The organism is Wolbachia endosymbiont (group A) of Apoderus coryli, assembly GCF_947251615.1.
Classification (GTDB): domain Bacteria; phylum Pseudomonadota; class Alphaproteobacteria; order Rickettsiales; family Anaplasmataceae; genus Wolbachia.
Window position 1 is genome coordinate 263,153 of sequence record NZ_OX366367.1, and the last position, 13,514, is coordinate 276,666.

Here is a 13,514-nt window from a genome sequence, read left to right on the forward strand (position 1 = left end):
TGTCACGCACTGGAATGACAAGAAAGGGACACTGGGATCCAGTCTTCTTTGTCATCTAAGTAGCTAACACTCACTATCTCGATGGTGTATTACCATTTCCTCTTGCTGCACATTCATTCAATACATCAGTAAATTTTGACTTAGGATTTTCTTTAGCATCACTTGCAGAACTAGCACTAGACTTTCCATTATTATTAGTTCCTGATGGAGCTTGCCAAGTATCAATTGGATAATCGTGCTTAATATTAGCTGCCGATCTTCGAGCGTTCCTTTCAGCAACTTTTTTTGCAAGCTTAGCGTCAAGGTCATCTGTATTAGTAGATTTGGTTCCTTCCTTGTTAACACTATTATTTAGACGGCTTTCTGCGCAACTAGCAGATTCATTTTTCTTCTCATCATTAAACTTGTTTCCTTGTCCATTAGTGGGCGGCGTGGTTCCCCTTTCATTAACATTAGTATTTGAACGCCATTTTTCGGAATTAATATTCTCTTTTACACCTTTAGAATAAATTTTTATCCCACTCACCACGGGCTTCTTCTCCGCAGGTTTCGGTGGACACACCTCTTTCTTCGGTTCAGGCTTCACTTTTTTCTCTCCTTCCACTTTCACTTTTGTTTCTTTTATCTCACGATTCTCATTAACCTCTTTAAATATAGGAGGCATTATAGGTTTTGGTAAAAGATCAAGTTCTGGTTTGCTCAGAACAACCGGTCTTACAAATCCGGGTGAAACTTCAAAAAGGGAAACTGGCACTTTAGGTTTTTCTCTTTCATCTACCTTTGTTTCTACGTCTTTATGAACTTCTTTAGTTGCTTCTAATGATGTTTTTTCTGCTTTTTTATCTTCTTTTTCTGTAGATGCCGCTACCGCAGATGCCAACTCAACTCCAAACATCTCTGCAAACATTGTAACAATCCATCCGACAACGGCCAGCTGTAACCTGAGTTTAAGTCCCCTCAGGGCCTCAAGACGCTCTAGTATTGCTATTTCCTCTTCTTTAGATAAACCACCACCGAATAATTTTTCTTCCAATTCTTTTATCTCTTTGTCCAATCTCTGATCGAAACTTAAATCGCGTGCAAAAATCTTCTTGATTAACTCCTTAAGCTTGTCACGCATAAATTTAATTATCGAAAGAAGCCAATTTTTTTCTTTCTTCTCCTTGAGCATTTGGTAGATTTTCGGATCATCTACATTTACTTCAAAAAGGTTGAAGAGAGGTTCAAAGAAACTCCAGAAATCTCCCAGTGGTTTTTCACAATTGAAGTAACCCTCATCACCTTCTTCTCCGATATGTAGCTCTGCTTGAGATGATATTTCATCGATACAACTAGAGGCCTGACGCTCACACTCGAGCCTTCTGAGCAAATCTTGTCTGTCAAGCTTCTCTATGGCTGCTTTTAGTTCATTTAACTTCTGCTCCGCAGAGAAATCTTGCTCCCTGATTTTTCCTTGGAAGATTGAGCTACCGTTTCCGTTATTACCTGAAAAATTTTCTATTATTTTTGTCCCCTCAATAAAATTACTGCCTTTGTTCTTACCTAGAAAGCTTTCTACCATTTTTACTCCCTTCATAAAACTTAATAATTTAATTTTACAGCACTAAACATTTAAGAACTATTAATGTAAAGATGTCAATAAAATTATTTACATCTTTACACTATATATATTATATCATACGCCATTTAACCTTTCAATAATATTCTTGCTGCTTTTTCAAACTCTAGCATGCGCTTTCCTTAAATTGGTTCTTATTAGTGTTTACTTTTGCCTCTACCACCACTTTTTCTTGTAAAGTATTTGATATAGATTTTATTATACTCTCTGGCATAATATTTTCAACATATTATATTCAGAAGGAGAAACTATCAGAGCAACAGAGGCAGAGCAATACAAATAGTAAAAAACTCTCTAAACCTCGATCCGAAAACTTGAAAATGGAGGAAATGCTTATTCACTAAAGATGCTCCAAAACATCCAAGATCTTAACTCTAGACCATTCCATCCCAAGAAAAACACTTCTCACCGCCCTTGGTTTTGAGTGCTGAAAACGGTTATCTTACCTGAGATCTTAATAATATGTTTTGCTAAATTAATACAGATTTGTTTAAAAACATCAAAGAAAAATCGGGATAAATTTAAAAGTAAAGCAAGTCAATAAAAGATTTTTTTCGACACTATTAGCAAAGTTTTTTCTCAATAAAAAAATTATTGTATTTTAAAATATTTATGTTAAAAACAACCTATTACTAATATTAGTATATTAAATATCTTAGGGTGCTAGGTAAGAAATAGCTCTATTTAAAATTGGAGGGTAGTATGTTTGTAGGTAAAGAATCAAATTCAAGTGGATGGAAACAGTGGGGTATAGGTCTTGTAGATAAGACTTTATCTTCAGTTGATCAAGCTATCTCAGGTTGGTTTTGGAATTTAATCAATGATCTGCCACGTGATTATTTTGCTAAAACGTTTGATCAAGTTAATTATTTTGATCAGAGTGTCTGGGAAGGTATATTTAGAGCAAGGATAGAAGATATAAAAGAACAATTAGAATCTGGTATATCAAAAAAAACATTTGAAGCAGATATCATAAAATTGCAAGGTTTAATCGGTAAACACAGTCTATCTCCTCTTGTTTATGAAGATGGGCTAAAAGAATTAGAAGATTTTGTGTATGATTCAAATAATCCTGGTAAGCACCTGCAACTATTAGCTAATGTAAGGAATGAGTTTAGGGAAGAATTAAGAGCTCAACCTTTGCTACTAAGGGAGTGTATAAAAAATGATACTAATCTAGGGCGAAAAGAAGTTGCTTATTATCAGTCTTTATTAGATAGTGCAAGTAGTAAAGAAACTCCTGTCGAACCTTCCGCTTTAGGTGAAAGCATTGTAAGCAGCGTTGTGAGGAAGAATGGAGTTACCAATTCTAAGTTAAGAAATATTAGTAAATTACTTTTTTGCAATCCTGCACAAGCAGTTACGCTATTCTTAGTTGGTCAGGTAGCATTTGCTAATGCTGTTAGTATACAGTTAAATAATTCTTCTGCCGTAGAGAATTCCACTTTGCCTTTTGAAAACAAGCTTTTCAACCTATCTGAAGTTAAAGAAGATTTAAAGAGTAATATCTCTATATACAACGCTCTTAATGAAGCTACTACATTGAAGAATGTGTCAGAACTAAGATTGGAAGAAAAAGCAGATAAGGTAGAGGCAATTTTAGCAAATTCTACATTATCACCATTTAACAACAATATAACAGATACGGATGAAGTAGCAGGAAAAGTTATGATAAGTCCTAGTAGCGGGTTTGCAGAGATACCTGAAGGTAAGGTAGAAGAAAATGTGACAGTCAATACAGAAAAATCTAGCCATAGCTTTTTTACAAAGGAATTCAATGATGAAATAGAAGAAGTAAAAAACGAGATTAATAAGCTAATAATAGCTTTGACTCAGACAGAGTTGGACAAAAGTGTTAAAGTGGATGTACGACGTTCTAAGCGTTCTACCAATAGTAATACTACTAATAACCTTAGTTCATCTGGGACTTTTACACGTCCTAATCCTAGTAGTAAGGTTGCTAAACTTGAGAATGAAATGAGAAAGATGAAGGAAGATATAGAACAATTAAAGCAATCTTCACAAATTGGTAGTGAAGATAGGAATCGTCTTGCTAGTTTAGAAACTACTGTAGAAACGTTAAAAAGGCTTTTGGATGATCAAGGTAGAGAGACTGAACAAAAAATTGCAAATTTAGAAAGTCTTGTAGAGAGTTTAATTAATGTAGTAAATGTATTCAGAAAGGAGCTTGATGATATGAAGAAGAAAGCTGCAGAGCAAGAAACGATACAAAAACAAAAAGGATTACCGGCCGAATGTGTTGAGGCAATTAAGAGCCATAACTTCAAAGCTGCTGAAGAAAAGCTCCAAGAGATTAATGATGATAGCAAGATTAATTTTATAATAAAAGAAGTTTATAATGATCAAATAGGTAGATTTGATTTAGTACTGAAATTTGGAGACAGCGTTAAGAATATAGGAAGAAGTTTTTTAGTTTATAAAGCTTTAAATTATGAAATGGAAAGTAATGGACACAAAGATCCATTCAAAATGATCAAGTTAATTGAAAGTTTGAGAAAAGATACCGTCTTGTTAGTCAACAAAAAAGTCATAAAAATTCTCCAAATTGCATAATAAAATCAAAAAATACTTCCAACTGTGTAGCAGTATACAGATTATAGTTAGTGGATATGTTGATAAGTAAATTAGTTACATATAAAACAGCAGAAATTTACTTATCAACATATCCACTAACCAACAACATTCAATAAATTTGTGTAAGATGCCATTTTACATAAGATGAATTAGAAGCATTTTTTGATTTTAAAGTACTAAACCTTCAGTTAACCTTTTAGCCCTATAGTTCTTGATATGATCTGGATCAAAGGCCTTTTTTGAACTTAAAACACCAAAAACTATATGAAGTAACTTACGCATTGCAGCACCAACTATGGCCATAGCATGCTTGCCTTTCTCTTTTAATCTTTCGCAAGAAGCCATAATGATAGGATTATGCTTTTTAGCTGCTATAGCAGGAAAGTACATTGCCTTACGTAATGTTCGTGAACCGGTTTTACTTAATCTGGGCTTGGCATGTACGGATGAGCCTGATGTTATATTTTGTGGTATAGTTCCAGCATATGCTGCCAATTGCCTAGCATTTATAAAGGCTTTTATACCAGGAATTTCAGCTAAAATAGCTATTGCTGTTTCCTCTCCTATTCCTGGAATAGTTAATAGGAGTTGAAAATCTTCCAACAATTCTTTGTGTTGTTTTAATAGTTCGCGTATGGAGTTTTTTATTGTTTCTATTTTTTGCTCTATGTTCATTGCAAGGTCTTCCCAAGCATTTGCAACTTCTTTAGGCAGTCTCTCTCTCTTTCTTTTCTAAATGATTATTTGCTAATGTTAACTCATCCTTTAACGCATTTGAGCAACGATAAAGATGTTTTAATTTTTTCTTTTCAGGAGAAGGTGGTGTCCAACGAGAAGGTTCCTGTCTTTGACAATAATCTGCAATAATCTCTGCATCAGTCTGGTCATTCTTTTGTCGTGTAAGCTTACTTTTTGCATAAAATCTTATGCAAGCTGGGTTTACAACACTAACGAAATATCCAGCGTTGTGGAGGAACTCAGCCAAAGCTTCGCTATAACAACCAGTGGATTCCATGCAAGCTTTTACTTCTTCTACGTTATGTTTTTGTAGAAAGTTCAGTAGACCTTGAAACCCAGTATCATCATTTTTAAATTTCCTTTTCCTAGTTTCACGCTTTCCTTTTTTACTTATGAATGAGAGAGAAACATCAAAGCGTTCTTTTGAAACATCTATACCTAAAAAGTTGTTGATCATATATAACTCCATATACTACTATTAAAAATGAAAAGTAAGGCTTACCTTGTGAATACAGAATTAGAACCATTTAGGCCTTTCTACGATACCGTCCAGCCTCTACTTTTGAGAAGGGAACTCTTTTCTTTTCTACAGATTTTATATCTAAGGAATCTTCCAGAGTTCTTCCCTTCTCCACCTAATGCTTAAGCTTAAAAACACTAGATGCTTTTTTCAAGATACAAGGTTTCCTCTATCTACTGTTTAACCATATTCATAAATATTTAGTAGAAATAATTTGAGAAGTATTATATAAAATGCAGCTTTATTGTATAATTTTAATAAACAGAAATGCTAACTGATTTTTTTGTAATATATGATAATACTTGCGGATACTATCACATTATCAGGAAAAGTAATCGGGAGTACTGACGGCTGTGGCGATTTTACCAACTGCTCCTCTGCTAGCATTAGCAATATGTGTTTTCAGTGTTAGCTGTGAAGACGTTAAAGAAAGTTATCAAACAAGCAAATTAGCAGCAAAACTTTATGAAAATGCTTCAGTTGAGTCAGCTAAACAAATTTTCAGAATAGATGTATTAAATACGTAACCATCTTTACTTATATCTTAATATACTGTTTCTCAGTACCGTCTTTAACACAATTCAATTTTCACACTCATCAGCAGTTAGGTCACTTGCTCGCACAATAATATCAATTGCAACACCTGCCTTTGCTAGATTTTTCGCAACCCTGATTTTCTCTGCTTTTTTAACTTTTTCCTTTCCATTTTTCATACTTTCAGATAGAGATTTGACTAGTGATTCTTGAGTCTCATCTTCTCTGTACTCATCCATTAAACTCAATAGCTTTTTGCTTTCTCTTGTTTTAGGTAGCAGAACTTTAATATTCACTGATAATTCTCCTGCTATTTCATATAATTTATCTAATGATATGGCAGTATACCCTTTTTCATATTCGTGTATTTCCTTGAGTGTTAAACCAACTTTGTTTGCTAAATCTTTTTGAGTATACCTTTTTATCAATCTCCATTCTCTTATTCTTTGCCCTATTCTGTAATATATAGAATCAGTGCAGATTTCTTTCTCTGTATTATCATACTCGTAAATAGATAAGCCCGTTGCCTGGGAAATAATATCAGTAGAAACTCCTTCTTTCACTAGATTTTTTGCTATTTCCAACCTTGCTTCTTCTTGATTAATTTTTTCACTAATATGGACAAACCTGACTAATGAAGGTACTATTTTACCTGACTTTTGATTCTCATATATTTTTGCTAGATAGAGTATTTCCTCGTCTTCATCTTCATACTCTCTTACTGTTATTGATTTAGGTAATAGATCTACAACATTAACTGACAGCACTCTTGCTATTACATATAGTACTTCAATTGGAATAGCGCTATAGCCATTCTCATAGCTGTTTACTTCTTGGTATGTTAAACCTATTTGACTTGCTAATCCTATTTGAGTATGACCTCGCATTAACCTACAATTTTCTATTTTTTGTCCTATTCCATAACTAACATTGCTTGCAGAAACAAACACATATACCTCCATTTAAGAAAAAAACTTTATTGCTATAATTTTTTCACGAGCTATCCATCTAAAACCATATCAATAGATAAACCTACCGCTTGCAAAATAATATCAATAGAAATTCCCCCTTTTACTAGATCCTTTGCAACTTTGATCCTTTCCGCTTTTCTCACTTTTTCTTCACAAATCCTTATACCTTCAAACAGAGACTCTCTTAATGCATGACGTAGTTCTTGGCTCTCAATTTCTTTGTATTCTTTAATCAAATCAGGTAGCTCATTTTCTATCTCATCTCCTGTTAGTTCAAGTAGGTCCATGATGTTAATTGATAACACCTTTGCTATTCCATATAATTTATCAAGTGGAACAGAAGTCCTTCCTTGCTCATAGTTGCTTATTTCGTGACGGGTTGTATTCATTTTCTCTGCTAAATCTTTTTGAGTATATTCCCGCACTAGTCTCCATTCTTTTATCTTTTTTCCTATTTGGTAGTATATAGAACCAACTTTTTCTTCAACACATTCATCAGCAGAGAGGCCAATTGCTTGTGAAACAATATCAATAGAAATTCCTGCTTTAACCAGATCCTTTGCAATTTTTATTTTTTCCGATTTTCTACTACTTTTCTCACTAACTTGGACAAATTTGGTTAGCAAACAAAACATCCTACGCAACTCCTGATCATTAATCTTTTTATATTCTCTTACTAGATCTAATATTTCCTCTCCCTCATCTTCAAGACAGCTTTTTGATATAGGAATAAGATCGGTAATACTGATTGATAGTGCCTCAGCTATAGCATATAACCTTTCAATTGGAACTCTACGATTCCCTTTCTCATATTGCAGTATCACCCAGTACTTTACACCAATTTTCCTCGCTAAATCCTTCTGAGTATACCCTCGCTCTAACCTCCAATTTTTTACTTTTTTCCCTACTTCATAGTCTAGACTTTTTTCCACGCAAAGAACCTTACATATAATATTTTCTACTATAGCTCAATTTTGTTAAGGCTCCAGTAAACTCTGGAACCTCAAAGTTAGCCATAATTAAAGCTTCCTACAAGTTTCTTTACTTTTTTCACGTACTTTATCTACCCATGAAGACAGCTTTTCACCTGGGCTATCAACCTCCTTCATAAGCTGCTTGCTATTCCATATGCCACATCTCATAAAACTTCCCTTTTCTACTGCTTCTTTAAGTTTTACTCCAGCAAAAAGGCAATTTTTTCCAAATTCTTCCCCTCTTTGTTGTAGTTCAGCCCACATTTCCTTGTTTTCTACTCTGACTTGTACTTGATCATATTTTTTTACATCGTGGTACAATATAATATTTAGCTTACCAATGCTTGTAGGAAATTCTAACATGATAGAGCTGCCATCTGAAATATCGGTATAGTTTCTTATACCTCCCTTCTCACTTTTAACTTCAACTGCATCATTACCAATTTTTAAGATATTACTTCCTAACTTTCTGTTTGCTTCCAGTATTTTGGCTACCTCTACCTTACTATTCCCAGAAAATTCTATATACGATGTTGTATTATCTATCTCAACATCTATTAATTCTCCTTCTTGCACAGCATTTTCGCCAGCTTCCTCTAGCTCTTCTAGTTGCTTATCTATCTGTGGCTGAACTTCTGGCTGTAGCTCATTATAGATTTCACCTATCAGTTTATTCTGCAGTAGAGTATCATGAAACTCTGCACCACTTAGCATTAATTTACGTATTAGCTTTTTACGATCAGCCTTATCAAATTTATGAAAATGTGTGCCCAGTATCACATATTCCGCGAAGCTCCATTCTCCATCATTACATGCATTTAGCCTTGCTCCAGAAGCTAGTACTTTGTCTATAACTTTGTGCAATTCATTTACGTTTTTTGCCTCTACTATAGAACTCTTAAACCAGCTCAGCTTCTCTGTATTTGGCTTTATTTTTTGCAAAGCTGAGGCAAATGGATTTTTATCTTCTTGATCACTTACAGGTTTTGTACCATATATATAATCAAGTCCCTTTCCGTAGTTGATTTGAACGTCTCTATTAGGGAAGGGCACTTCTCCAGGTTTTTTAGCCTTATCAATTTTGCTTACAAAAGTGGACTGCTGGTTAGCATGACCAATTCCTACAATAGCATTTAACATCTCACCTTTTGACAATTTATCAAGATCAACGTTTAACTCGTAAACACCTCCCCCTTTATCACTAAAAGGTACAATTATTTTATTATTCATATTAGCCTCCGCTATTTTTCTAAGTGTATAGTTGTTATACACTCTATTACTCATTATAAATTATAGTGAGTAGATTTGCAAATACTTTCTGCTATAACAATCCGTTTTCTCTAAAGCTAAAATAGCCACCACTTGTGATGATAATGTGATCAAATAATCTAACGCTTACAGTACTACACGCTGCTGCTAAGCTCTTTGTTACTGCTTGATCTTCTTCTGAAGGCTCTAAGCTTCCTCCAGGATGGTTATGTGACATTATTACTAATGTTGCATTCTTTATTAATGCTTTTTTTATAATCTCCTTTATGTATACTGGTGCTTTTTCCATTTCACCAATATAGGATTCTTCTCCGATTAATTGGCGCCTTTTATTCAAGTACAGTATTTTTACACATTCCCTTTCTGAGTGGCCTATACTTACGTTTAAGTACTCTACTAGCCCTTGTAAGTCCATTATTGGCTCACTCTTAAGCTTTTCTTTCAGTACCCTTTCTAGTGTTTCCTTAACACACATAATCATTGCTACTGCAGAATCAGTCACTCCTTCTATAACTTTCAGGTCATCCATTTCTCTACCTAAAATCCTTCCTACTCCCGTATAAGTGTTCACCAGATTTTTAGCAATTTCTTGAGCTTGCGGCCTTTCATGTACTGCACTTAGAAATGTTTCCATTATTTCACGATCAAGTAGTGCTTTGCCTTTGCTTTCTAATATTCTGAATTCGATTTCTTCTTTACTTTTATTCATATAATTTACCTTTCACTAACAACAAACTTTTTTTAAATATTTACTGCTTTATCAGCATTGGCATAGAGCCATAGCTTTCGAGTGAAGTCAAATAAATTTCTCAATCTTCTTTACTTATTTTTTCATCAAGAGGTAAAGATATTAATATACGCTGATTTCTTTATTTTAAACTTGTTGAATTTCGTCTAAAGAGAGGCCTACCGCTTGCAAAATAATATCAATAGAAATTCCTCCTTTTACTAAGTCTTTTGCAATTTTGATTCTTTCTACTTCTCTAATTTTCTCTTCACAAATTTGTATGCTTTCAAACATAGATTTTATTAGTGCATTACGTAGTTCTTGATTTTCAATCTTTTTGTATTCTTCAATTAAATTCGGTAATTCATTTCCTACTCTTTCATCTGCATCTTCTGCTGGTTCAAGTAGATCCACGATATTAATCGATAACGCCTTTGCTATCTCATATAATCTTCCCAGTGGAACAGCAATCCTTCCTTGCTCATAGTTACTTATTTCGTCACGTGTTGTAACCATTTTCTCTGCTAAATCCTTCTGAGTATATTCCCGTACTGCCCTCCATTCTTTTATCTTTTTTCCTATTTGGCAGTAGATAGAGCCAACTTTTTCTTCAACACATTCATCAGCAGAAAGGCCAATTGTTTGTGAAATAATATCAACAGAAACTCCCGCTTTAACTAGACCCTTTGCAATTTTTACTTTCTCTGCTTTTTTACTACTTTTTTCACTAACTTGAGCAAATTTAGTTAGTAAACAAAACATTCTACGCAACTCTTGATTATTAATCTTTTTATATTCTCTTATCAGATCTAATATTTCCTCTCCCTCATCTTCAAGACAGCTTTTTGATACAGGAATAAGATCCGTAATATTAATTGATAATATCTCTGCCATAGCGTATAACTTCTCAATCGAAATTTTACGTGTTCCTTTTTCATATTGTAGTACTATTTGATATGTTACACCGATTTTCTCTGCTAAATCCTTTTGAGTATATCCCTTTGCTAACCTACAACTTCTTAATTTTTCTGCTATCTGATACCTTATTGAGATATTTGCCATAAATATTATACAGGTTAATACTACCAAATAAAGATATACAAAAACTTCTATGTTTGCATTTTAGTTGAATATTTCTTCACAATTGTGTATAATCATTAATGCTTTTTATCTTACTTTCTCATGGCTCTTTCGAAGTTTCTCGATCCAAAAAATGATGGTGTGCTGCAGCAACAAGCAGAATAATGTTTGTGAGAAGCTTTATTGAAGATGAAGGAAGGTCCTTCGAGATCGGTTTTCAGGAGCAGGTTTCAAACCACCTTAAGTGGCTCTATTTAAGAGATAGGGTCATGAGCGTTAAGGAAAAATCAGCATATAAGCTGGAAGGTATGGATCAGAAAGACGAACGTGAGTGAACCACTGATGAACGTGTCGAAATTGGAAGTGAACATCGAAAGGAGGAGTGAGTCATTCTCCTCTTAAAAGCGTACAGGGAACCTGATTACTGTGTAGGCGGTGTTCGGTATAAAGGTGGCGTGAGTCTGATCTGGGCTTTAATAAGGAACTGCAGGAACCAGTCGATTTGATGCAAAGCGAGACAAGCAAGAGGCTAATCCTCAAGTTTTAGAGTAGCGATGCAAATCACTGGGGCGGATCAACTCGTAGTAGCGAAGAAGTGGTTGTAATGACCATGGAGCAAAGGGGTTGAACTAGTTGACTTTAGTAAATCATTCAACTTGAAGGAGGATGAAAATGATTGAAAGAACAAAGCCTTTTAACATACCAAAATCTCTAGTGTTTTTGGCTTATAAAAGAGTTAAAGAAAACAGAGGAGGAGCAGGTATTGATGATCTAACAATTGAAAAGTTTGATCAAGACTTAAGCAAGAACCTTTACAAGCTATGGAACAGGCTATCGTCTGGTAGTTATTTTCCACCTGCAGTAAAGGCTTGTGATATAACTAAGGCAGATGGAGGGACAAGGACACTTGGAATACCAACCATACGCGTCAAGTTAAGGAATGTAGAGAGCTTAAAGTAGATACCCTGGTCTTCCTATATCTGTCTTTCAAAGAAAACTTTGACCAGATTATAGTAAGCTTTTTTAGAAAAATTTTTAAATTATTGACAATATTGTTTAATATCAAAAAGAGCTCTCTAACCCGCCTTTTCAATTCAATAAATGCCTTTGTTAAACTGAGCTCCGTGTTCTTTTTTAGTTTTACACAGCCAATCATTCCGTGAAATACGAGAATAGCACATAATTTTGCGTATAGCTCGCACAATACTCTAAATGGATTTGTCTTTCCTTTTAGTTTATCAAGATTGATATGACTTTTATATAGTTTAAATAGTAATTCGATTTGCCATCTTACTCTATAAACCGTCAATATTTGTTCAGCATTAATTTTACTCTCTGGAACATTAGTTATAAATATTGACCAATCTAATAACTTTTGATTCTTTTGAGAAGATGTATATCCATGTGACTTTGCTAATTTATTAGCCTTTCTTCTTCTAGCCATAGACTGTTCTTCAGTTAGCTTTTGACATATAATTCTTACCTTAATTTTTACTTCCTTTCCTAATAATACTTCTTTTTCTGAAGATAATTGACCTTCCAAATACTCCAATAGCTCTATTTTTTGATTTGTTTCTATATCATATATATTGGTATCAGACTTATAACGACTAACAAAATATGCACCTGCTTCATCAATCTGTTTAAAAGAACTAGGCACAAAGTAGCCCAAGTCAAATATTAGCAAATCATTGGCTGATAAACCGTTCAGATAATCCCTATAACCTTGATCCGACCTTATTCCTTCCATAAAATTTAACTTATCTAGCGCTTGATTCAGGTAATCAAAGACTAACTGTAGCTTTATTCCTGATTTGGTATTATTCTCACAATCTCTATAGCTACTGCCATATCCTTTGTACATATCTTCCATGCTACTGGGCAGGCTAATGTAGCTGCTATCCAATAATTTAACGCTTCCAAATTGCTGTAAAATTTTGCAATCAATCTGTAGACTTTTTTTAAATAAACACAAAGCTTCGTTATACATTTTTTTCATGAACTCAACTGCTTCTTCACTAAACCTAAAATCTAAACCCTGTTTTGTAATTTCTATCGAGTCTTCATTTAGCAATTGGCACATTGTTTCTATGCTGCAATCATCAACTCCTATGTTACCAAAAACCATAGCTTTTATGAATGATGAGCCATTAAGTTTTCTCTTTCTTTTTATAAAACCTACTGCAATTGATATTTCGTCTGCTTTTTCATTAAAGAATTCATTGAGGTCTTTTGATAAGCAAGCTATTCTGTCCATTGTAAGTTCTCTCATTCATATATCCAAGAGAATTTATACCTTATTATTTTCCTTCACTCTATCAACTTTACTTACACTTTTCCTTAACTTGACGCGTATGGTTTATTTAACACTCCCTAGCTGTGGCTAAAAACCTACTTAATGCTGGCATTTCTATTAACATTATATCACAAACTACGGACCTTTCTCTTGACGAGATAAAACAGTTACAGACAGAAAAGACCACATAGT

At 34.0% G+C, this 13,514-nt stretch carries 11 protein-coding genes and 2 pseudogenes; 5 read left to right on the plus strand and 8 right to left on the minus strand.

Annotated elements, in window-relative coordinates; all coding sequences use genetic code 11:
- Positions 1-73 precede the first annotated feature (73 nt).
- Complete coding sequence (locus OPR43_RS01535) at positions 74-1,561, minus strand: hypothetical protein (RefSeq protein ID WP_265035133.1); 1,488 nt, start codon at positions 1,559-1,561, stop codon at positions 74-76.
- A gap of 759 nt (positions 1,562-2,320) precedes the next feature.
- On the opposite strand from OPR43_RS01535, the gene OPR43_RS01540 reads away from it, so the two are divergent.
- Positions 2,321-4,192 carry a hypothetical protein gene (locus OPR43_RS01540; RefSeq protein WP_265035134.1) on the plus strand — a complete coding sequence of 624 codons (1,872 nt, stop codon included), beginning with the start codon at positions 2,321-2,323 and terminating at the stop codon, positions 4,190-4,192.
- A 189-nt stretch (positions 4,193-4,381) separates the two neighbouring features.
- On the opposite strand, the pseudogene OPR43_RS01545 reads toward OPR43_RS01540, so the two are convergent.
- Positions 4,382-5,408: pseudogene (locus OPR43_RS01545) on the minus strand (IS110-like element ISWen2 family transposase).
- Between the two features lie 416 nt (positions 5,409-5,824).
- On the opposite strand from OPR43_RS01545, the gene OPR43_RS01550 reads away from it, so the two are divergent.
- Positions 5,825-5,998, plus strand: coding sequence for a hypothetical protein (locus tag OPR43_RS01550; protein WP_265029665.1), 174 nt, complete (start codon positions 5,825-5,827; stop codon positions 5,996-5,998).
- A gap of 54 nt (positions 5,999-6,052) precedes the next feature.
- Here OPR43_RS01550 and wmk (OPR43_RS01555) read toward each other — a convergent pair whose 3' ends face one another.
- The 5 genes from wmk (OPR43_RS01555) to wmk (OPR43_RS01575) all read right to left on the minus strand — a co-directional run bounded on the left by wmk (OPR43_RS01555) (position 6,053) and on the right by wmk (OPR43_RS01575) (position 11,008).
- Complete coding sequence (gene wmk, locus OPR43_RS01555; RefSeq protein WP_406832764.1) at positions 6,053-6,967, minus strand: WO male-killing family protein Wmk; 915 nt, start codon at positions 6,965-6,967, stop codon at positions 6,053-6,055.
- 38 nt (positions 6,968-7,005) lie between these two features.
- A complete protein-coding gene (wmk, locus tag OPR43_RS01560) occupies positions 7,006-7,908 on the minus strand; it encodes a WO male-killing family protein Wmk (protein WP_265029663.1) in 903 nt (300 codons plus the stop codon).
- A gap of 87 nt (positions 7,909-7,995) precedes the next feature.
- The gene (locus OPR43_RS01565) at positions 7,996-9,180 is read right to left on the minus strand and encodes a hypothetical protein (RefSeq protein WP_265035135.1); all 1,185 of its coding nucleotides are present in this window, start codon (positions 9,178-9,180) and stop codon (positions 7,996-7,998) included.
- Positions 9,181-9,271: 91 nt separating this feature from the next.
- Positions 9,272-9,928 carry a JAB domain-containing protein gene (locus OPR43_RS01570; protein ID WP_265035136.1) on the minus strand — a complete coding sequence of 219 codons (657 nt, stop codon included), beginning with the start codon at positions 9,926-9,928 and terminating at the stop codon, positions 9,272-9,274.
- Positions 9,929-10,093: 165 nt separating this feature from the next.
- Entirely contained in the window at positions 10,094-11,008 is a 915-nt protein-coding gene (gene wmk, locus OPR43_RS01575; RefSeq protein WP_265035137.1) for a WO male-killing family protein Wmk, read from the minus strand.
- Positions 11,009-11,190: 182 nt separating this feature from the next.
- Between wmk (OPR43_RS01575) and OPR43_RS01580 the strand changes: the two genes are divergently transcribed.
- Together OPR43_RS01580 and OPR43_RS01585 are read left to right on the plus strand one after the other, a co-directional pair.
- Positions 11,191-11,361, plus strand: a complete 171-nt coding sequence (locus OPR43_RS01580) for a hypothetical protein (protein WP_265035139.1) — start codon at positions 11,191-11,193, stop codon at positions 11,359-11,361.
- Positions 11,362-11,698: 337 nt separating this feature from the next.
- A complete protein-coding gene (locus OPR43_RS01585) occupies positions 11,699-11,986 on the plus strand; it encodes an RNA-dependent RNA polymerase family protein (protein ID WP_320157469.1) in 288 nt (95 codons plus the stop codon).
- Here OPR43_RS01585 and OPR43_RS01590 read toward each other — a convergent pair.
- Positions 11,955-13,283 carry an IS4-like element ISWosp9 family transposase gene (locus OPR43_RS01590; protein ID WP_041573564.1) on the minus strand — a complete coding sequence of 443 codons (1,329 nt, stop codon included), beginning with the start codon at positions 13,281-13,283 and terminating at the stop codon, positions 11,955-11,957. The two genes, OPR43_RS01585 and OPR43_RS01590, sit on opposite strands and share 32 nt — an antisense overlap.
- 116 nt (positions 13,284-13,399) lie before the next feature.
- Here OPR43_RS01590 and OPR43_RS01595 point away from each other — a divergent pair.
- Positions 13,400-13,513, plus strand: a pseudogene (locus OPR43_RS01595) (Rpn family recombination-promoting nuclease/putative transposase); the annotation flags it as partial.
- Between the last annotated feature and the right edge of the window lies 1 nt (position 13,514).

Coding starts and splice junctions, on each gene's coding strand:
- OPR43_RS01570 (WP_265035136.1), bottom strand. CDS start 9,928: ATGAATAAAAGTAAAGAAGAAATCGAATTCAGAATATTAGAAAGCAAA.
- OPR43_RS01585 (WP_320157469.1), top strand. CDS start 11,699: ATGATTGAAAGAACAAAGCCTTTTAACATACCAAAATCTCTAGTGTTT.
- wmk (WP_406832764.1), bottom strand. CDS start 6,967: ATGGAGGTATATGTGTTTGTTTCTGCAAGCAATGTTAGTTATGGAATA.
- OPR43_RS01565 (WP_265035135.1), bottom strand. CDS start 9,180: ATGAATAATAAAATAATTGTACCTTTTAGTGATAAAGGGGGAGGTGTT.
- OPR43_RS01535 (WP_265035133.1), bottom strand. CDS start 1,561: ATGGTAGAAAGCTTTCTAGGTAAGAACAAAGGCAGTAATTTTATTGAG.
- OPR43_RS01590 (WP_041573564.1), bottom strand. CDS start 13,283: ATGGACAGAATAGCTTGCTTATCAAAAGACCTCAATGAATTCTTTAAT.
- OPR43_RS01540 (WP_265035134.1), top strand. CDS start 2,321: ATGTTTGTAGGTAAAGAATCAAATTCAAGTGGATGGAAACAGTGGGGT.
- wmk (WP_265035137.1), bottom strand. CDS start 11,008: ATGGCAAATATCTCAATAAGGTATCAGATAGCAGAAAAATTAAGAAGT.
- OPR43_RS01580 (WP_265035139.1), top strand. CDS start 11,191: ATGTTTGTGAGAAGCTTTATTGAAGATGAAGGAAGGTCCTTCGAGATC.